This is a genomic window from Lentzea albidocapillata, assembly GCF_000719115.1.
Lineage (GTDB): Bacteria > Actinomycetota > Actinomycetes > Mycobacteriales > Pseudonocardiaceae > Lentzea > Lentzea albidocapillata.
The window spans coordinates 95,472-116,010 of record NZ_JOEA01000014.1 but is presented as its reverse complement, the minus strand read 5'-3'; the positions used below and the strand labels follow the sequence as shown (position 1 = coordinate 116,010).

Annotated in this window: 13 protein-coding genes; 3 read left to right on the top strand and 10 right to left on the bottom strand. The window is 69.8% G+C overall.

The annotated features are described in order from the left end of the window. Window positions 1-167 precede the first annotated feature (167 nt). A complete protein-coding gene (locus IG04_RS0122240; protein WP_159460453.1) occupies window positions 168-2,393 on the top strand; it encodes a glycosyl hydrolase family 95 catalytic domain-containing protein in 2,226 nt (741 codons plus the stop codon). A gap of 161 nt (window positions 2,394-2,554) precedes the next feature. On the opposite strand, the gene IG04_RS0122235 is transcribed toward IG04_RS0122240, so the two are convergent. After that, window positions 2,555-3,847, bottom strand: coding sequence for a jacalin-like lectin (locus tag IG04_RS0122235; protein WP_030478615.1), 1,293 nt, complete (start codon window positions 3,845-3,847; stop codon window positions 2,555-2,557). A 379-nt stretch (window positions 3,848-4,226) separates the two neighbouring features. Between IG04_RS0122235 and IG04_RS0122230 the strand changes: the two genes are divergently transcribed. Then, window positions 4,227-6,488 (top strand): cellulase family glycosylhydrolase, encoded by a 2,262-nt coding sequence (locus IG04_RS0122230; RefSeq protein WP_030478614.1) that lies wholly within the window; start codon window positions 4,227-4,229, stop codon window positions 6,486-6,488. A gap of 141 nt (window positions 6,489-6,629) precedes the next feature. Further along, entirely contained in the window at window positions 6,630-9,749 is a 3,120-nt protein-coding gene (locus tag IG04_RS0122225; RefSeq protein ID WP_245816099.1) for a family 78 glycoside hydrolase catalytic domain, read from the top strand. A gap of 18 nt (window positions 9,750-9,767) precedes the next feature. Here the strand turns inward: IG04_RS0122225 and IG04_RS0122220 are convergent, their stop codons facing one another. The 9 genes from IG04_RS0122220 to IG04_RS0122180 all read right to left on the bottom strand — a co-directional run bounded on the left by IG04_RS0122220 (window position 9,768) and on the right by IG04_RS0122180 (window position 20,485). Continuing rightward, window positions 9,768-11,003 carry an SGNH/GDSL hydrolase family protein gene (locus tag IG04_RS0122220; RefSeq protein ID WP_030478612.1) on the bottom strand — a complete coding sequence of 412 codons (1,236 nt, stop codon included), beginning with the start codon at window positions 11,001-11,003 and terminating at the stop codon, window positions 9,768-9,770. Window positions 11,004-11,112: 109 nt separating this feature from the next. Further along, window positions 11,113-12,408, bottom strand: a complete 1,296-nt coding sequence (locus IG04_RS0122215) for a rhamnulokinase (RefSeq protein ID WP_030478611.1) — start codon at window positions 12,406-12,408, stop codon at window positions 11,113-11,115. Further along, window positions 12,405-14,429 carry a bifunctional rhamnulose-1-phosphate aldolase/short-chain dehydrogenase gene (locus IG04_RS0122210; protein WP_030478610.1) on the bottom strand — a complete coding sequence of 675 codons (2,025 nt, stop codon included), beginning with the start codon at window positions 14,427-14,429 and terminating at the stop codon, window positions 12,405-12,407. The genes IG04_RS0122215 and IG04_RS0122210 overlap by 4 nt, the downstream gene beginning before the upstream one ends. Next, complete coding sequence (gene rhaI / locus IG04_RS0122205) at window positions 14,429-15,583, bottom strand: L-rhamnose isomerase (protein WP_030478609.1); 1,155 nt, start codon at window positions 15,581-15,583, stop codon at window positions 14,429-14,431. Before rhaI ends, IG04_RS0122210 begins: the two co-directional genes overlap by 1 nt. A gap of 18 nt (window positions 15,584-15,601) precedes the next feature. Then, a complete protein-coding gene (locus IG04_RS0122200) occupies window positions 15,602-15,913 on the bottom strand; it encodes an L-rhamnose mutarotase (RefSeq protein ID WP_030478608.1) in 312 nt (103 codons plus the stop codon). A 1-nt stretch (window position 15,914) separates the two neighbouring features. Next, window positions 15,915-16,976: a rhamnose ABC transporter substrate-binding protein gene (gene rhaS, locus IG04_RS0122195; protein ID WP_030478607.1), complete on the bottom strand. Its 1,062-nt coding sequence runs from the start codon at window positions 16,974-16,976 to the stop codon at window positions 15,915-15,917. Next, the gene (locus IG04_RS0122190; RefSeq protein ID WP_036015473.1) at window positions 16,973-17,932 is read right to left on the bottom strand and encodes an ABC transporter permease; all 960 of its coding nucleotides are present in this window, start codon (window positions 17,930-17,932) and stop codon (window positions 16,973-16,975) included. The genes rhaS and IG04_RS0122190 overlap by 4 nt, the downstream gene beginning before the upstream one ends. Beyond that, window positions 17,925-18,971 carry an ABC transporter permease gene (locus IG04_RS0122185; protein WP_030478605.1) on the bottom strand — a complete coding sequence of 349 codons (1,047 nt, stop codon included), beginning with the start codon at window positions 18,969-18,971 and terminating at the stop codon, window positions 17,925-17,927. The genes IG04_RS0122190 and IG04_RS0122185 overlap by 8 nt, the downstream gene beginning before the upstream one ends. Beyond that, complete coding sequence (locus tag IG04_RS0122180; RefSeq protein ID WP_030478604.1) at window positions 18,968-20,485, bottom strand: sugar ABC transporter ATP-binding protein; 1,518 nt, start codon at window positions 20,483-20,485, stop codon at window positions 18,968-18,970. The genes IG04_RS0122185 and IG04_RS0122180 overlap by 4 nt, the downstream gene beginning before the upstream one ends. Window positions 20,486-20,539 lie beyond the last annotated feature (54 nt).

Genomic DNA, 20,539 nt, shown 5'->3' with positions numbered 1-20,539 from the left:
CTGTCCAGCACCTGACGCAAGGGCTTGAATGTGTTGCTGCATAATGCGGAAAGCGTTTTCCAGATCACCCGTCGAATCGACCTCGGCGTTCGACGGAAGAGGTGTCGAACGAGTCGAATCGACGTCATCGCCTCCGCGAACCGTCCACGCACAGCGGTGGTGCCGCGGTGACCCGTCTGTGGTTCGAGGCCCCCGCCGAGGCGTGGGAGGAAGCGTTGCCGCTGGGCACCGGCAGGCTCGGCGCGATGTGCTTCGGCGGCATCGGCACCGAACTGGTGCAGCTCAACGACGACCGGCTGTGGACAGGGTCGCCGCTGCCGGCGCCGACCGGTGATCCGGACCTGGTGGAGCAGGCCCGATCGCACGTGCTGGCCGGGTCACCTCGTGCGGCGGAAGAGGTGTTGCGACGCGTCCAGGGGCCTGACACCGCGAAGTACCTGCCGCTGGCCGAGGTCTCGCTCGTCGGTGACCCCGGCCCGGCCGAGGCCTACCGGCGTGAGCTCGACCTGCGCACCGGCGTGTACTCGGTCTCCTACCGGACCGGGGAGACGGTGGTGCGGCGGGAGGCCGTGTGCCACGCGGGCCTGCACGTCCTGGCACTGCGGGTGACCGGTGCCGCCATGAGTCCGGTGCTGAGCGGGTCGTTGCCCGGCGAGCATTTCACCGCGTCCGGCGGGATCGTCGGCGTGCGGGGCGTGGTGCCGTCCGGAATGGCCTGGGCGGCGGTCGTGGCGGTGGACGGCGACACGGTCTACGTCGCCACCGAGGCCGGCTACCGCGGGCCTGGCACCGCGCCGGTGGACGATCCCGCGGAATGCTCCCGCGTGGCGGTCGAACGGGTCCAACAGGCGCGCGGGCTGGGCTGGGTGACGTTCCACGACCAGGCCGTCCAGGCGCACCGGACGTTGTTCGACCGGGTGAGCCTCCAACTGGGCCCGGTGCCGGACCTGCCGACCGGCGAGCGGATCGCGCGGCCCGACCGGGCGTTGCCGGCGTTGCTGTTCCAGTACGGCCGCTACCTGCTGATCACCAGTTCCCGGCCGGGCACGCTGCCCGCGAACCTGCAGGGCATCTGGAACCCGCACACCGATCCGCCGTGGCGCGGCAACTACACCCTCAACATCAACCTGCAGATGAACTACTGGCCGGCCGAGGTCACCGCGTTGCCCGAATGCCACGAGCCGCTGCTGGAGTTCGTCGCACTGTTGGCGGGCCCCGGTGCGGCGACGGCGAAGGCGCTCTACGGCGCGCCGGGCTGGGTGGCGCACCACAACAGCGACCCGTGGTGCCTCACCACCCCGGTCGGCGCCGGCGGTGGCGACCCGGCGTGGGCGAACTGGCCGATGGCCGCGGCGTGGCTGTGCCGGCACCTCCGGGACCACTACGCCTTCACCGGTGACGTCGACTGGTTGCGCGACCACGCGTGGCCGGTGCTGCGCGGAGCGGCCGAGTTCTGCCTGCACTGGCTGATCTCCCGCGACGGCGTGCTCACGACGGCGCCGTCGACGTCACCCGAGAACCACTACCTGGCCGGGGGAGAACCGGTCGCGGCCGGCATCGGGTCGACGATGGACCTGGCGTTGACGGCGGACCTCTTCGCCGGTCTGGTCGAGGTCGCCGAGGTGCTGGGGCTGCGCGACGACGTGGTGGACGAGGTGCGGAGGATCGAGCTGCCGCCACCGCCGATCGGATCGCACGGCGGGCTGCTGGAATGGGCCGACGAGGTGCCCGACGCGGAGCCGGACCATCGGCACGTGTCGCACCTGTTCGGTCTCTACCCCGGTGACCAGATCGATCCCGTGCGCACCCCGGAACTGGCCGAGGCCGCACGGCGTGCGCTCGTCGCCAGGGGAGACGCGGGCACCGGCTGGTCGCTGGCCTGGAAAGCCGCGCTGTGGGCCCGGCTCGGTGACGGCGACCGCGCGCACGCGTTGCTGTCGATGTTGCTGACGGAGGCGACGGACGGCAGCCCGCACGGCGGAGGGGTGTACCGCAACCTGCTGTGCGCGCACCCTCCGTTCCAGATCGACGGCAACTTCGGCGCCACCGCCGCGATCGCGGAAATGCTGCTGCAGAGCCATACCGGTGAGCTGCGCCTGCTGCCCGCGCTGCCCTCGGCGTGGCCGACCGGGGTGGTGCGCGGACTGCGGGCGCGGGGCGGCGTGGTGGTCGACCTGTGGTGGGACGGAGGGAAGTTGCAGGCTGTCGCGTTACGAGGTCTGCACGCTGAGAAGACGGTTGTCGTGACGTGCCAGGGCCATGTAGCGGAAGTGACGGTCCGGCCGGACGTTCAGCTGATGCTGGTGCCGCGACTGGCAACCTTCGCCGCGTCTTCCGACGCTCAGCAGGGCGCCTCGCTGCACCGGCCCCACGCCCGAATCCAACCAGGATGAGGACGCGGGGCCGGCACCACGATGCACCCGTCTGACCACCGAAATACGGGGCAAAGGCCGCCAGTCGCGGCACCAGGCGAGAACCTCGTCCCGCGGTGACGAACGTCCGCGCCCCGCACGGGGCGCGGACGTCATCTTGTGCGAAGCACCGCGCGGGTCTTTCAGGCGGGCACGAAGATCGCGCCGAGCCGGTCGATCTCCGTGCCCGACCGGCCGGTGAACCCGGCGATGCGCCAGCCCGCGGGTGCGATGACGGTGACCGTCTCCCCGGTCGGCTGCCCCGCCGAGAGCGTGCGCCCCCGGTTGGTGGTGAAGGCTGCCGAGAACACCCGCGTGTGGCCGTTGTACTTGCTCTGGCTCAGTTTCGCGGACACGAAGTGTTCACCCGGTTCCAGCGTCAGGGACGTGGCCGTGCCGCCGGAGCCGCCGTGGGTGAGCGTCGTGCCGTTCGTGAGCGTGGCCGCGATCTGGTCCAACCTGCTGCCACCGCGCAATGTGAGCGTGCGCACGGCACCCAGGTCCACCGCCGCGACGTCGGTGAACGGGCTTCCGTGCGGACCGCCGGCTTCGGCACTGAGCTGGATGTTGTCGTCCGCCGTCCAGTCGAACCGGGTGGCGATCGGGTAGTGGTCGGACAGCGGCTTGCCCTGGGAGTCGAGGAAGGCCGCGTTGTCGTTGCGGTAGTCCCGCGCGGTCAGGGTGATCTGCCGGTTGCCGCGGTAGAGGATCTTGTCGACCACCTCGCAGGAGTCGGTGACCGCGGCCGGGTCGCACACGAGTGCAGGGGCGCCCGCCGCAGGTGCCTGGCCGCCGCGTTCGAGCTGGACCCACGCGTCGGTCAGGCCGTTGGTGGTGACGAGCTCGCGGATGTTGTCGTCGGCACGGGTGTAGCGGGTGTTGGTGTCGCCCATGACGATGACCGCGTTGCCCGCCGAGTGCGCGGCGATGTGACGGGAGAGCTGGGTGATGTTCGCCCTGCGCGCCGCGAGGTCGGCGGTCTCGACGCCCGCGTTGGGGTGCAGGTTGTACAGGTCGACGCTCACGCCGGCCGCCAGCGTGATCCGCTTGTAGGTGAACCCCTTGGGCGTGAGGCAGTCCGTGCCGTTGCAGGACGACCACTTCGTGCGTTCGAGGTCGCTGTACGGCCGGTGCGACAGTGTGTTCAGGCCGCTGCCGAACGGGACGCCGCCGCTCGTGGGCGTGCGATGGGCGTGGTTGTCGCCCGCGTACAGGGCCGCGTGGTAGTTGAAGTCCTCCTGGACGTTGACGACGTCGTAGGGCGCGAGACGCGGGCTGATCAACGGCGTGTTCACGGCGGGGTCGCCGGACGACAGCGGCTCCGGCAGACCCGCCACGTTGTAGGTCAGCACCTCGAAGCTGCCACCGGTGGCGGCGTGTGCGGGCGTGGCGAGTGCTGCCAGCACCACCGGGATCAGGAGCAGGGGTCTGATCATCAGTTGCGCGTCCACTTCTGATTGACGGCGCCGTCGTGAGTGAGCGTTAAAAGCATTGGTGCAGGCCCACTTTCGCTTGCAGGGTGTTTTCGAGGGAGAAGCGTTCTGAAAATGATGTGAGCGCTGACATCCTGAGGCGGCGGAGTGGGGCCGTCAACTGCCTGGTGGATGTTCGCGAACGATTCGATGCACGCCTTCGACGGTGTGGCAGAGGTTGTCCGGCAGGACAAACCCGACGTCAGCCGCGTGTCCGCACCGGACAGGTTCCGGCGGTGGGCCACTCGGCGGTGTCCTCGGGTGATCGGCTGGCTAGTGTCCGGATTCTGGGAGCGCTCCCAGAATCCTTGAGTTCAGCCGAACATTTCCCCAGGAGGTCGTCGTGACCTTGCGATTTCTCCGAGCGGTGGTGACCGGTCTGCTGCTGGCGGCCTGTGTGGTCATCGCTCCCACCGCGGCGAACGCCGCCGCTCCCGCACGAGTGATGGCGCTCGGTGACTCCATCACCGGCTCTCCGGGGTGCTGGCGGGCGCTGCTCTGGAAACACCTGCAGGACACCGGGCACACCGACGTCGACTTCGTCGGCTCACTGCCGGCGCCGGGCTGTGGCTTCACCTACGACGGCGAGAACGAGGGCCACGGCGGCTACCTCGCGACGAACATCGCGCGGGACAACCAGCTTCCCGGCTGGCTCTCCTCGGCGCGGCCGGACGTCGTGCTCATGCACCTGGGCACCAACGACGTCTGGAACAACATCCCCGCGAGCACGATCCTGAACGCCTACAGCACGTTGCTCCGTCAGATGCGGGCGAGCAACCCGGCGATCAAGCTGGTCGTCGCCCAGATCATCCCGATGAACCCGTCGAACTGCTCCGCGTGCGGGCAGCGCGTGACCGACCTGAACGCCGCGATCCCCGGCTGGGCACGGGCGAACAGCACGGCGGCCTCACCGATCACGGTGGTGGACCAGTGGACCGGGTTCAGCACCGCGGCCGACACCACCGACGGTGTGCACCCGAACACTTCCACCGGTATTCAGAAGATCGAGAGCCGCTGGTACCCGGCGCTCGTGTCCGCGCTGGGGACCGAACCCCCGGCCGCCGTGGGCCTGCACGTCGAGGGCGCGCGGGTCGTCGAGGGCAACGGCACGCCGTTCGTCATGCGCGGCGTGAACCACGCCCACGTCTGGTACCAGTCGCAGACGAGGGCGTTCGCGGACATCAAGTCCTTCGGCGCCAACACGGTGCGCGTCGTGCTCGGCAGCGGTCAGCGGTGGGGCCCGACCCCGGCGGCGGAGGTCGGGAGCGTCATCGGGCTGTGCAAGCAGTCGAAGCTGATCTGCGTGCTGGAGGTCCACGACACCACCGGCTACGGCGAGCAGAGCGGCGCCGCGACCCTCGACCAGGCGGCCAGTTACTGGATCAGCGTGGCCAGCGCGCTCAAGGGGCAGGAGAACTACGTCGTCATCAACCTGGGCAACGAGCCGTTCGGCAACAACGCCCAGATCAGTGCCACGTGGGCGAGCGCGACGAGCAGCGCGATCAGCCGGTTGCGCGGAGCCGGGCTGCAGCACCTGCTGATGGCGGACGCGCCGATGTGGGGCCAGGACTGGGGGAACATCATGCGCGACAACGCGGCGTCGGTGCTGAACGCCGATCCGCAGCGCAACACCGTGTTCTCCATCCACATGTACGGCGTCTACAACACCGCGGACAAGGTCAACGCGTACTTCGACTCGTTCAAGTCGGCGGGTCTGCCCCTGGTGGTGGGGGAGTTCGGCCACAACCACAGTGATGGTGACCCGGACGAGGACACGATCCTGGCTCAGGCGCAGGCCCGCGGCCTCGGGTATCTCGGCTGGTCGTGGAGCGGCAACAGCAGCGATGTCGGCTACCTCGACATGGTCAACTCCTTCAACCCGGCGAGCCTGACCTCGTGGGGTCAGCGGATCCTCAACGGCGCCAACGGGATCCGGCAGACGTCGAAGGAGGCCACGATCTACGGCGGCAGTCCCGGTGACACCCAGCCGCCGTCGACGCCCGGCACTCCGACGTCGTCAGGCGTGACGTCCACGGGCCTGACGCTGAACTGGACGGCGTCGACGGACAACGTCGGCGTCACCGGTTACGACGTGCTCCGTGCCGTGGGCAGCGGCTCCTTCACGCAGGTCGGCTCAACAGCGACGACGTCGTTCGCCGACAGCGGCCTGACCCCGTCGACCACCTACCGGTACCAGGTGCGGGCGAAGGACGCGGCCGGCAACGTGTCGGCGAGTTCCGGCATCGTGTCGGCGACGACCGGCACGGGTGGCGGCACCGGTGCCTGCAAGGTCGGCTACTCGGGCCAGAACTGGGGCGGCGGCAACGGCTTCACTGCCAGCATCGCCGTCACCAACACCGGCACGAGCGCGATCAACGGCTGGACGCTGGCCTTCAGCTACGCGAACGGCCAGCGCGTGACCCTGCCGGGGTGGGGCGCGACGTTCGCCCAGTCCGGCGCAGCCGTCACCGCGACCAACCTGACCTGGAACGGCACTCTCGCACCGAACGCGTCCACGACCATCGGGTTCAACGGCACGTTCAGCGGGTCCAACCCGGCACCGTCGTCGTTCACGCTCAACGGGAGCACCTGCACGGTCGGCTGAGCTGACGTTTACACGATTCAACAGGCTGTCCGATTGCGGACAGCCTGTTGTCGTGTGCCTTGACACACCTCCGCGCACCCAACACGCTGGGCCCGCTGCCGCGATTGAAACGTTTCATCCAGCGACGAAGGTGGAGGCGACGTGCGCAGACGGGTGTTCCTCAGGACGTCGGCGGTCGGGCTGACCGCCACCGCACTGCCGGTCGGGATGGCACACGCCGCACCGCCGGAGCGCGCCGGTGGGGTGCGCGTGGTGCGCACGAGCGTGGAGTACGCGGAAACGTTGCTGGGCACGGACGTCACCGCGCCCCGGCTCGGCTGGGTGCTCGCGGCCGGTGGCACCGGTGCCCGGCAGACCGCCTACCAGGTCGAGGTCGGCACCGCGCCCGGCCGTGCGGACGTCTGGCAGACCGGCAAGGTCGGCTCCGACCGCACCACGGGAGTCGCCTACGCGGGCAAGGAACTGAAGCCGCGCACCCGCTACCACTGGCGCGTCCGGGTGTGGGACGGCGCGAACCGGCCGTCGGCGTGGAGCAGCACGAACTGGTGGGAGACGGCGCTGCTCGGCACGCCGTGGCAGGCGCGGTGGATCGGCGCGACGGACACGTCGATCGGCTTCACCGGCGCGCGGTGGATCTGGTCGGCCACAACACCGGCCGCGAGCCGGTGGTTCCGCACGTCGGTCGAGCTTCCGGCGGACGCGGTCAGAGCCAGGCTCGTCGCGACGGCGGACGACGACTTCACCCTGTACGTCAACGGGTCCGAGGTCCTGCACGTGCCCGAGCAGGTCGACGTCTGGAAGGTCGGGCAACGCGCGGACGTGACCCGCCTGGCCGGCCGGCGGATCGTGCTGGCCGCCCGCGCCACCAACAGGTCGGCGGGACCGGCCGGATTCCTGCTGCGCCTGCTGGTCGATCTGGCCGACGGTCAGCGCGAGGTGGTCACCGGCCCCGGCTGGAAGGTCGCCGAGACAGAGCAACCCGGCTGGCAGACAACGGACTTCGACGACTCGGCGTGGGGTCCGGCGACCGTGCTCGACCCGTACGGCCAGGGGCCGTGGGGTGCGAACGTCACGGTGAAGGAGCAGCCGGCGCCGTTGCTGCGCAGGGAGTTCGCGCTCACCAAGCCGGTCAGGCGGGCCCGGCTGTACGTCAGCGGCCTCGCCTACCACGAGACCGAGATCAACGGCCGCCGCGTCGGCGACCGAGTGCTCGACCCCGGCTTCACCGACTACGACAACACGGTCCTCTACGCGACCCATGACGTCACGAGCCTGGTTCGCAGTGGCCGCAACGCGATCGGCGTGACGCTGGGCCGCGGCTTCTACGGCATGAAGACGCCGAACGTGTGGCGGTGGGAGCGCCCGCCGTGGCACGACGAGCCGAAACTGCTGGCACAGCTGGAGATCGACCACCCGGACGGCACGCGCACCACCATCACGTCGGACGACCAGTGGCGCCTGACCGACGGCCCCACGGTGTCGAACTCGCTCTACACCGGCGAGACCTACGACGCCCGCCTCGCCCCGCGCGACTGGACGAAACCCGGTTTCGACGACGGCGCGTGGCAGCGCACTTCCGTCAGGCCCGCACCGAAGGGCACGCTGAAAGCCCAGGAGCACGAACCGATCCGTGTGATCGAGTCGGTCACGCCGACTGTGAGCGTTCTCAAGCCCGGGGTCTTCGTGGCCGACATGGGCCGCACGATGTCCGGCTGGACCCAGCTCACCGTCACCGCTCCTGCGGGCACGACAGTGCGGCTCAAACACGGCGAGACGCTGAACTCCGATGGCAGTGTTCACATGGAGAACGGTCACGTCAGCGGTGGCCGGATCCAGCTCGACGAGTACATCTGTGCCGGGGGCACGGAGACCTGGGAACCGAAGTTCTCCTACAAGGGCTTCCGCTACGTCGAGGTGACCGGCCTGACGGAGGCACCGAAGCTGGTCGGGCGCCTGGTGCACTCGGACGTGTCGCAGGTCAGCACGTTCCGCTGCTCCGAGCCGTTGTTCGAGCAGTACGACGCCGCGATGCGCCGCACGGTCGCGAACAACCTGCACGGCATCCCCACCGACACCCCGACCTACGAGAAGAACGGCTGGACGGGCGACGCCCAGGTCGGCGCGCCGTCGATGCTCGCCGAGTTCGGCATGGCGAAGTTCTTCACGAAGTGGCTCGGCGACCTCGCGGACAGCCAGGACGCCGCCGGTCAGCTACCGGTGATCGTGCCGAGCGGCGGCTGGGGTTACCGCGAACTCGCCCCCGCGCCCGAGTGGACGACCGTGTACCCGTTCGTGCTGCGGGAGATGTACCGGATCTACGGCGACGACCGGTTGCCCGCGCAGCACTGGCCGGTACTCACCCGCTACCTGGACTGGGAGATCGGCAGGCTGCGGGACGGCCTCGCGGTCACCGCGCTCGGCGACTTCCTGCCGCCCGGCTCCGGTGGCATCCCGCCGGAGGACACCCGGCTCACCGCGACCGCGTACCTCTACCGGGCGCTGCTCCACACCGCCGAACTCGGTGACGTGATCGGCAAACCCGTCCCGCGCTACCGCGAAGTAGCGGCCGGTTTGTTGTCAGCGTTCAACAAGGCGTTCCTGGACGGCTACTACCGCACCGCCAAGGACAAGGACTACCGGCAGACGTCCAACGCGATCCCGCTCGCGTTCGGCATGGTGCCCGCCGGCTCCGTCCAGACCGTCGCGGACAAGCTCGCGAGCGAGGTCCGGGCGAACGGCAACCACGTCAACGTCGGCTGCCTCGGCGCCAGCGTGCTGCTACAGGCGCTGGGCGACAACGGTCACGCCGACGTCGCGCACGCCATGGCCACCGAGCGGTCGTACCCGAGCTGGGGCCACTGGTTCTCGAACGGCGCCGACACCATGTGGGAAATGTGGGACACCGGCACCCGTTCGCGCAACCACTACTTCAAGGGCACCATCGCGCAGTGGCTGTACGAGCACGTCGCCGGTCTGCGGCCGGGCGACGCGGGCTACCGCACGTTCGTGGTCCGGCCTTCCACGACCGCCCTGTCCTGGGCGCGGATCGAGTTCGAGAGCGTGCGCGGACGCATCAGCGTGGCGTGGGCGAAGGTCGACGGCGTGCTGCGGCTGACCGTCGAGGTGCCGGTGGGGTCGACCGCTGAGGTACACGTGCCGCATGCCGGCGGTGTCGCGGTGGTGAAGGTGCCGCACGGGCGGTGGAGGTTCAGCGGGGGAGGTAGTGCCGCGGTGGCTGCGACCGCTGTACCGGCTTCCTGAGGTCCGCGGTCGATACAGCTAGCGGAACAGCCGGGCCGGCACCGCCTCCGCGAGCATCCGGTAGCCGGCCGGGTTCAGGTGCAGGTGGTCACCGACGTCCGCGGCGGCCAGGAGTCGCCGCGGATCGGCCGGATCGCGCACGGCGGCGTCGAAGTCGATGACCGCGTCGAAGCGGCGGCTGGTGCGGATCCAGCGGTTGACGGCCTGCCTGGCCGACTCGCGGAAGCCGCCGGGGTCGTCGTAGCCGCTGCCGCCGAACGGGAGCAGCGTGGCGCCGTAGACCTGGATGTCGTGGGCGTGGGCGCGGCCGGTGATCTGCTGGTAGGCGGCGATCAGGTCGTCGGACACCTGCTTCTGCGCCGTTTCCTCCGGCGCGGCGGTGCCGATGTCGTTGACGCCCTCGAAGAGGATCAGCCACCGGACGGCGCACTGCGCGAGGAGGTCGCGGTCGAGCCGGGCCAGCACGCTGGGACCGAGGCCGTCGTTCAGCACGCGGTTGCCGCCCGCGGCCTGGTTGAGGACCGCGACGTCCTTGCCTTGCAACCGTTCGAAGAGCTGGTTGGGCCAGCGGTCGTTGCCGTTGGTGGTCGAGCCGCGGCCGTCGGTCAGCGAGTCGCCGATCACGACCACGCTGGAGGCGTCCGCGCGCACCTCGACGCCGCTGAGGAAGTACCAGTGGTCGGTGGGCGTCGCGCCCGGCAGGCCGGGGGAGTCGACGTGGTTGCCCGCCACCAGGTGGGACGTGGTGCGGGAGCCGGGATGCGAGGTGATCGCGGTGGATGCCTGGCCGTTCGCGAGGTAGACGGTCACGGTGATGTTCGTGCCCGGAACCAGCGTGAAGGCGAGCGGATCGGACAGGACCAGCGCGCCGACCGGAACGTTCGCCGAGGCCCTTCCGCTGAACGTCACGGGCCGCACCGTTCCCGGCTGGATGGCGCTGACGCCCGCGCGGCCGTCCGCCGGCAGTGCGACGGTGACCGCGGTGATCGGCAGCACCACCCCGCCGAACGCGTTGGAGAACCGCAGCCGCATCCGCCGCCCGCCGACGGAGACCTGAACGGTCTGGCGCAGCGTGGCATCCGCCAGTACCAGGCCTTCCTGGGTGAACGGCGGCGGTGGCATGTTGTGCGGTTCCGTCAACTGTGGCATCGACGTCCACGTGGTGACCCAGCGTTCGCTCCTGGCATCGGCCGGGGCGACGGTGGGAACGAGTACGCCGGTGGCGGCCAGACCGAGGAACGAACGCCTGCGCATCTCTCACATCCCTTTCGAGAAGGGGGTTGAAAGACGAACGTAGGAGCGCGCGCGAACGAGAGTCAATCGCTTGGGCCAGAAGAATAATTTTCGAAACTTCTCGGCAGGATCATCGCGGGAGGTAACGGTGCAACGCCTGTGATCGCTGGACGAGCATCCTGAGGTCCATGAGCGTGCCGTGCGCGGCGCCCACAGCGCGCGCCTGCACCAGGACGTTGCCCAGCGCGGTCGCCTCGGCCGGACCCGCGACCACCGGCAGCCCGCACGCATCGGCGGTGAGCTGGCACAGCAGCTCGTTGTGTGAGCCGCCGCCGACGATGTGCACGACGTCGACTTCCTTGCCGGACAACCGCTGCGCGTCGACGATCGCGTCGCGGTGGGCGAGCGCGAGACTGTCCAGAATGGACCGGACGATCTCGGCCCGAGTCATGCTCTTCCCGCACCACCGCTCGATCCGGGCGGGCATGTCACCGGGCGGCAGGAACACCGGGTCGTTGGGATCGAACACCGAACCGGTCGAGTGCGCGGCTTCCCGCAGCAACGGTGCCAGCTCGGCGTTCCAGGTCCGCAGGCATTCCTGCAGCAGCCACAGGCCCATCACGTTGCGGAGGTAGCGGATCGTGCCGTCCACGCCGCCCTCGTTGGTGAAGTTGGCAGCGCGGCTCTCGGCGGTGAGCACGGGTTCGGAGAGTTCGACGCCGACCAGTGACCAGGTGCCGCAGGAGATGTAGGCGAACCGGTCCGTCTCGGCGGGCACGGCGACTACGGCGGACGCGGTGTCGTGCGATCCGACCGCGATGACCGGGACTCCGTTGTACGTACCGGCGGGGTCGCCAGGCCGGCGCAGCGCGGGGAGAAGGCCTGGCAGTACGCGGGTCAGCTCGGGTGACCACTGTCCTGTTCGGACGTCTATCAGGCCGGTCGTGGTGGCGTTGGTGTACTCGGCGCCGCGGTCGCCGGTGAGCCAGTAGGAGATCAGGTCGGGGATGAGCAGGAGCTGGGAGGTCTGGGGGAGCAGCGGTTCGGCCATGAGCTGGAACATCGTGTTGAACGGCTGGAACTGCAGCCCGTTGATCTCGTACAGGCCGTCGGGCGGCTTGATCCCGTCGGTGCGGGAATCGCGGTAGCAGACGGGGTCTCCGAGCAACTCGCCCCGCGCGTCGAGCAGGCCGTAGTCGACCGCCCAGCTGTCGATGCCGATGCTGTCGACCTCACCGGCGAGCCGCAGCCCGGCCAGCACCTCGCGGTACAGGCCGGGCAGGTCCCAGTGCAGCGAGCCGCGCCGGTGCACCGGACCGTTGGCGAACCGGTGCACCTCCTCGATGTGAACGCGGCCATCGGTGACGACGCCTCGCACCACCCGGCCGCTGGACGCACCGAGGTCGACCGCCGCGACCGCCGTCATCGCAGGAACGCCGCGGCGACACCGGCGTCGACCGGCACGTGCAGGCCGGTCGTGAGCGACAGGTCTCCCGCTGTGAGCGCGAACACCGCCGCGGCAACGTGTTCGGGCAGCACCTCGCGCTTCAGCAGGGTGCGCTGGGCGTAGAACTCGCCGAGCTTCTCCTCGGGCACGCCGTAGACGGCGGCGCGCTGGGCGCCCCAGCCGCCGGCGAAGATCCCGGAACCGCGGACCACGCCGTCCGGATTGATGCCGTTGACGCGGATGCCGTCCTCGCCCAGTTCGGCCGCGAGCAACCGGACCTGGTGCGCCTGGTTGGCCTTGGCCGCCCCGTACGCGACGTTGTTCGGGCCGGCGAAGACCGCGTTCTTGCTGGAGATGTAGATGATGTCGCCGCCCATGCCCTGAGCGCGCATGACCCTGGCGGCCTGCTGTGAGACCAGGAACGAACCCTTGGCCATCACGTCGTGCTGCAGGTCCCAGTCGGCCTCGGTGGTCTGGTCGAGCGGCTTGGAGATCGACAGGCCGGCGTTGTTGACCACCAGGTCCACGCCGCCGAACGCGAGTGCCGCCGCGCGGAACGCCTCGGCGATGCCTGCCGCGTCGGTGACGTCGACGGTCACCGGCACCGCCACGTCGGAGGAACCGATGCCTGAAGCGACTTCACGTGCGGCGTCACCGTCGCGGTCGGCGACCACGACGCACGCGCCCTCAGCCGCCAGCCGTTCGGCGACCGCCCGGCCGATGCCCGAACCGCCGCCGGTGACGAGGGCGACGCGGGTGGCCAAGGGCTTGGGCTTCGGCATCCGCCGCAGCTTGGCCTCTTCGAGGGACCAGTACTCGATGCGGAACTTCTCGCGCTCGTCGATCGGCGCGTACCGCGAGACCGATTCGGCGCCCCGCATGACGTTGATCGCGTTCACATAGAACTCGCCCGCCACCCGCGCGGTCTGCTTGTTCCGGCCGAAGCTGAACATGCCGACGCCCGGCACGAGCACGATGGCCGGGTCCGCGCCGCGCATCGGCGGGCTGTCCGGCTCGGCGTGCCGCTCGTAGTAGGCCCGGTACTCCTCGCGGTAGGCGGCGTGGAGTTGTCGCAGGCGCTCCACGACGTCTTCGACCGGCGCGCTCGGCGGCAGGTCGAGCACCAACGGCCGGACCTTGGTGCGCAGGAAGTGGTCGGGGCAGGACGTGCCGCGCGCGGCGAGTTCCGGATGCCGTTCCCGCGACAGGAAGTCCAGCACCACGCCGGAGTCCGTGAAGTGGCCGGCCTGCGGGCTGTCCGCGGAGGCCAGGCCGCGGATCACCGGCGCCAGTTCGGCGGCCCGCACCCGGCGCTCCTCCGCGGACAGCGGCTCGTGGACCACCGGTCCGAACGGCTCCGCGCGGCCGTGGTCGTCGAGGTAGCGCTGCGCGGTCTGGATGATCTCCAGCGAGTGCGCCTCGCACTCCTCGCTCGTCGCACCCCACGCGGTGATGCCGTGCCCGCCCAGGACGACGCCGATGGCCTGCGGGTGGTCCCGCCTGATCGCCGCGATGTCCAGTCCCAGCTGGAAACCCGGCCGCCGCCACGGCACCCACGCCACGCGTTCACCGAAGCACGCCTTGACCAGTGCCTCGCCGTCCGCCGCCGTCGCGAATGCGATACCGGCGTCCGGGTGCAGGTGGTCGACGTGCGCGGCATCGACGAGACCGTGCATGGCCGTGTCGATCGACGGCGCCGCGCCTCCCTTGCCGTGCAGGCAGAAGTCGAACGCGGCGACCATCTCGTCCTCGCGCTCCACACCGGGATAGACCTCGGTCAGCGCGCGGAGCCGGTCGAGCCGCAACACCGCGAGCCCGGACTCCTCCAGCGTCCCGAGGTCACCGCCGGATCCCTTGACCCACATCAGTTCCACGGGCTGCCCGGTCACCGGGTCGGGCGCCTGGTCCTTGGCCGAAGTGTTGCCGCCCGCGTAGTTGGTGTTGCGCGGATCGGCGCCGAGCCGGTTGCTCCGCCCCAGCAGCGCTTGGACCTGCTCCATCACGCACCCCACCCGGCGGCCTCGCCACCGACTCGTTCCCGGACGATCTGCTCGGCGTACCCGGACCGCCGGTACGCGGCCATCGGATCGGGATCCAGCCCCATGTCCTCGCGCAGTTCCCGCAGAAGTGGCCGCACGTCGGTGTTGTAGGCGTCCATCAACGCGGCGTTCGCCTCCAGTACGTCACCGGCCCGCTGGGCCGCGTCCAACGCGCTGTGGTCGACGAGCAGCGCCTTCGCCGTGGCCTCCTGGACGTTGAGCACGGACCTGATGATCGCCGGGATCTTCGGCTCCAGGTTGTGGCACTGGTCGAGCATGAACGCGATGCCGGCGGCGGGCTTCAGCGCGTCGGCCAGGACGATCTCGTGCATGATCCGGAACAGCTGGAACGGGTCGGCCGCCCCGGCCATCAGGTCGTCGTCGGCGTAGAAGCGCGAGTTGAAGTCGAACGCGCCGAGCTTGTCCGCCCGCAGCAGGAACGACACGATGAACTCGATGTTCGTGCCGGGGGCGTGGTGCCCGGTGTCGATCACGACCTGCGCACGTTCGCCCAGCTGCAGGCAATGCGCGAACGCCGTGCCCCAGTCCGGTACGTCCGTGGCGTAGAAGGCGGGCTCGAAGAGCTTGTACTCCAGCAACATCCGCTGGCCGGAACCGAGCCGGTCGTAGGTCTCGCGCAGCGCTTCGGCGAGCCGGTCCTGGCGGGCGCGCAGGTTGTCCTGGCCGGGGTAGTTGAGGCCGTCGGCGAACCACAGCTTGAGATCGCGCGACCCCGTCCGGTCCATGATGTCGACGCACTCCAGCAGGTGCCCGACCGCCTTGCGCCGCACCGTCGCGTCCGGGTGGCAGACGCTGCCGAGCTTGTAGTCGTCGTCCTGGAACACGTTGGAGTTGATCGCCCCGAGCGCGACCCCCCGGTCCAGCGCGTAGGAGGCGAGCTTGCCGTAGTCGTCGACCCTGTCCCACGGGATGTGCAACGCGACGGTCGGCGCGATCCCGGTGAGCCGGTGCACCACCGCGGCGTCGTCGATCTTCTCGTACGGCGTGCGCGGAACTCCCTGCTGCGCGAACACCTTGAACCGGGTGCCGGAGTTGCCGTACGCCCACGAGGGCGTCTCGATCCGCTGCTCGCGCAGCGCGTCCTTCACGCTCATTGTTCTCCCCAAAGCTTTTCAGTCGAGGTGGAAGACCTCGTCGAGCGGCCGCATCCGTTCGTCGGCGTTGCCGTCGCCGACGAAGAACTCCGCCATCTCGGTCTGCCAGCGCGCGTTCACCTCGGTGCGCGCCATCTCCGCGAGCGCCGCGTCGAAGTCGTCGCACTCGAGGTAGCCGACGAGCAGGCCGTCCTCAGCGAGGTAGAGGGAGTAGTTGCGCCATCCCGCTTCGCTGAGGGCGGCCCGCATCTCCGGCCACACCTCGCGGTGCCGCGCCCGGTAGTCGTCGAGACGATCCGGGCGGACCCGCAAGGTGAAGCAGACGCGCATGTCAGAAGTCGAACTTGTCGATGTTGTCCTTGGTGAACACGGTCGGCGGGCCGAGTACGACCTCACCCTTGGCGCCGACCGTGTAGTCGCCGAGCTCGCCGGCCTTGTACTTCTCGCCCTCCGCGCCGGTGATCTGCCCGGACGCGAGCGCGGCGGCGGTGTAGGCGGCGAGGTAGCCGAGCTTGGTCGGGTCCCACAGCGAGAACGACTTCACCGTGCCGTCCTGGACGAACTTGCGCATCTGGTTCGGCGTGCCGAGACCGGTCAGCTGCACCTTGCCCTTGTACTCCGACGAGCTGAGGTAACGCGCGGCCGCCGCGACACCGACGGTGGTCGGCGAGATGATGCCCTTGAGGTTCGGGTGCGCCTGCAGCAGGCCCTGGGTCTTCTGGAACGACGTCTGGTCTTCGTCGTTGCCGTACGCGGTCTCCACGAGCTTGAGGCCTGAGTACTCCGGCTTCGCGAGCTCTGTCTTCATGACCTCGATCCACGCGTTCTGGTTGGTGGCGTTGGGAGTCGCGGACAGGATCGCGATCTCACCGGACCCGCCGACGGCCTCGGACATCAGCTTCACCTGGCCCGCCGCGATCTCGGTCGAGGTGGCCTGGTTGATGAAGACGTCGCGGGCGTCCGGGGCGGCGTCGGAGTCGAACGTGACGACCTTGAGCCCTTGTGAACGTGCGCTCTTCAGCGCGGGCGCGACGGCGTTGGCGTCGTTCGCGGAGATCACCAGCGCGTCCTGCTTCTGCTGCGCGGCGGTGTTGATGTAGGTGACCTGCGAGGACGCGGCCGCGTCGGACGGTCCGGTGGCCTTGACCTCGGCCTTGATCGCCGTGCCCGCCTGTTCGGCACCCTTCTGTGCCACCGTGAAGTACGGGTTGTTGACCTGCTTGGGCAGGAACGTGATCTTCAGACCTTCTTTGAGCGCCGCGTTGGGATCACCCTTGGCGGCGTTGGTGGCGCCGCCGGTCTGATCACCGGCGCTGTCCTTCGTGGTGCCACCGCAGGCGGTGAGCGCGACGGCCCCGGACATCACCAGGGCGAGCACTAGACGTGTGTTCATGGTGCGGCCTTCCTCAGACTTCCGACGCGACGGGTGACGGACGGGGCGAGCACGCTCACCAGGAGCAGGAGCCCGGTGACGATGGTGAGGACCTCGGTGGAGGTGTCCTGCAGGATCAGGAGGTTGCGCAGGCCGCCCAGCAGCAGCACGCCCGCGAGCACGCCGAAGAGCGATCCCTTGCCACCGAAGATGGACACGCCGCCGAGGAGCACGGCGGCGACGACGGCCAGTTCGAGCCCGACGCCGTTGTCCGCGCGGGCGCTGGAGAAGCGGAACGTGTAGACGATGCCCGCGATCGCCGCCACGGCTCCGGCGAGCACGAACAAGCTGAGCTTCACGCGCTTGACCCGGATGCCGGAGAAGCGCGCACCCTCTTCGTTGGCCCCGATCGCGAAGACGGACCGGCCGAACGAGCTGGCGTGCAGGGCGACGCCGAACAGGACGGCGAGGACCGCGGCCAGCACGATCGGATACGGGATGTCGGTGCCGGGCAACGGGGTCGTGCCGAACGACGTGTAGCTCGCCGGGAAGTCGGCGACCGCGGTGTCGCCCAGGACCACCAGGGCGAGGCCGCGGTAGAGCGCGAGCGTGCCGATGGTGACCGCGAGCGACGGCAGACCGAGCCTCGTGACCAGCAGGCCGTTGACCGCTCCGCACACCGCGCCCGCGACGATCACGGTCGGCAGGATCGTCTCCAGTGACCAGCCCGCGTTCCACAGCCAGCCGATCAGCGCGCTGGACAGGCCCAGCACCGACGCGACGGACAGGTCGATCTCGCCCGCGACAATCACCAGCGTGAGCGGGAGCGCGATCAGCGCGATCTCGCCGATGTCGAGGCCGAGGTAGAAGAGGTTGCCACCGGACAGGAACGAGCCGTCGGTGCTGACCTGGCCGGTGAGCGCTACCACGACGAGCAGGAACACCAGCGCGGTCTCCCACCGCAGGAGGTTACGCATGGCTGGTCCCTTCGGAGGTGCGCAGGGCTTTGGCCAGTCGCAGTGCCAGGAGCCGGTCGACGGTGATCGCGCTGAGCAGGAGCGCGCCCGCGATCGCCTGCTGCCAGAACGCGGGGATCTGCAGCACCACCAGGCAACTCGTGATCGTGCCCAGCAGGAGCGCGCCGAGCGCGGCCCCGGTCACCGTGCCGGACCCGCCGAAGATCGCGACGCCGCCGACGACGACCGCCGCGACGACCTGGAGTTCGAGGCCGGTGCCCGCGGCCGCGTCGACGGTGCCGTAGCGGGCGACCCACAGCGCACCCGCGAGACCGGCGATCAGCCCGGAGACGGCGAACGTTGTGAGCGTGCGCCTGGCGACCGGGATGCCCGCGAGCGTGGCGGCCTCCGGGTTCGAGCCGATGGCGTACAGCTCGCGGCCGGACCGGTAGGAACGCAGGTAGACGGCGGCCACCACGATCACCACGACGGCGACCAGCACGAGGATCGGGATGCCGAGGACGCGGCTGCTGCCGAGGTCCAGCAGGGCGTCGGGGAGGTTGGCGGCGTTGACCTGCTTGCCTTGGGCGAGCGCGTAGTCGATGCCCCGGAACACGTACAGCGTGCCGAGCGTGACGACGAGGCTGGGGACATTGCCCAGCGCCACCAGCAGTCCGTTGAGGAGTCCGCAGGCGAGGCCGACCGCGACGCCGAAACCGATGCCCAGCAGGAGCGGGGTACCTGGGTTGTCGGCGAAGTGCTGGGCGGTGAGGAACGCGGACAGGCCCAGCACCGAGCCGACGGACAGGTCGACGTTGCGGGTGATGACGACGAGGGTCTGGCCCACCGCGAGGAGAGCGACGATCGAGGCGTTGAGGAGGAGGTCGCGCAGGCTCTGGGGCTGGATGAACCTCGGGTTGACGATCGCGGTGGGGATGACCACGAGGGCCAGCGCCACGACGATGCCGAGCTCGCGGACCCGGCCGACGCGGGTGGAGAGACGGCGGGCCGCGGTGCGCCGGGCGGGTGGGGTGACGGCGGGGGTGAGCTGGGTGGTCATGGCGCCACCGCCTGTCCCGCGGCCGCCATCGCCACCCGTTCCTCCGTCGCCTCGGCCCGTGACAGCTCCTCGACGAGCCGGCCCTCGTGCATCACCAGCACGCGGTCGGCCATGCCGAGCACCTCCGGCAGTTCCGACGAGATCATCAGCACCGCCACGCCCTGTCCGGCCAGTTCGGACAGCAGCCGGTGCACCTCGGCCTTCGTGCCGACGTCGATGCCGCGCGTCGGTTCGTCGACGATCAGCACGGACGGGTTGCGCGCCAGCCACTTCGCCAGCACGACCTTCTGCTGGTTGCCGCCGGACAGCACGCCGACGGGGTCGCTCAGCTTCGAGAACTTCAGCCGCAGCTTCACCGCCCAGTCCTGGGCGAGTGCACGTTCACTACGACGGCGCAGCAACCCGAACGTCGAGAGCCGGCCCAGCGAGGCGAGCGCGGTGTTGCGTTCGATGGACGCGTCCATCACAAGTCCCTGCTGGCGGCGGTCTTCGGGCACGAACCCGATGCCCGCGGCCATCGCGGCGGTGGGCGAGCCGTACTTCAGCCGCCTGCCGTCCACGTGCACGGAACCGGCGTCGGGACGGTCGATGCCGAAGATCGCCCGTGCCACCTCGCTGCGTCCGGCGCCGACCAGCCCTGACAGGGCGACGATCTCGCCCGCGCGGACGTCGAACGACACGTCGGTGAACACGCCCTCGCGGGTCAGCCGTTGCACCGAGAGCAGCACGTCACCCGCTGTCGTGTCCTGCTTGGGGAAGAGTGCCGACAGCTCACGGCCGACCATCCGGCGCACCAAGGAGTCCGGTGTCTCGTCGGTGAGTTCGCCGGACCACACGAACTCGCCGTCGCGCAGCACCGTGGCGCGCTGGCACAGCTCGAACACCTCGCCGAGCCGGTGCGAGACGAACAGAACAGCTGCGTCCTGCGCGCGCAACGCCTGCACCACACCGAAAAGCCGCTGCACCTCGTGTGCGGACAGGGCGGCGGTGGGTTCGTCCATGACGATCACGCGGGCGTCGAACGACAACGCCTTGGCGATCTCGACGAGCTGCTGGTCCGCAATGGACAGTCCGCGCGCCGGACGTGCCGGATCGAGCTTGACTCCCAGGCGGGAGAACAACTCCGACGTGCGGGCGTGCATCTCGGCGACGTCGATGCGACGGCCGAACCCGAGCGGCTGACGTCCCATGAACACGTTCTCGGCCACCGACAGGTCGCCGAACAGCGTGGGCTCCTGGTAGATGATCGCGATGCCCGCCGCCAGTGCGTCGGCCGGCCCGGAGAACCGCCGCGCGGAGCCGTCGACCAGCACCTGGCCCGCGTCCGGGCGGTGGACCCCGGCGAGTGTCTTGATCAGCGTCGACTTGCCGGCGCCGTTCTCCCCGAGCAACGCGTGGGCCTCGCCGGGCAGCAGTCGCAGCGACACCCCGGACAACGCGCGGACGGCGCCGAAGGACTTGCTCACCTCGTCCAGTGCCACCACGGGAGGTCGGTCCACGTCCGTCTCCTCGATGTTGAAACGTTTTAAAGCCTGAGTTACGAGCACTCTGGGTGTGTTACGCCACTG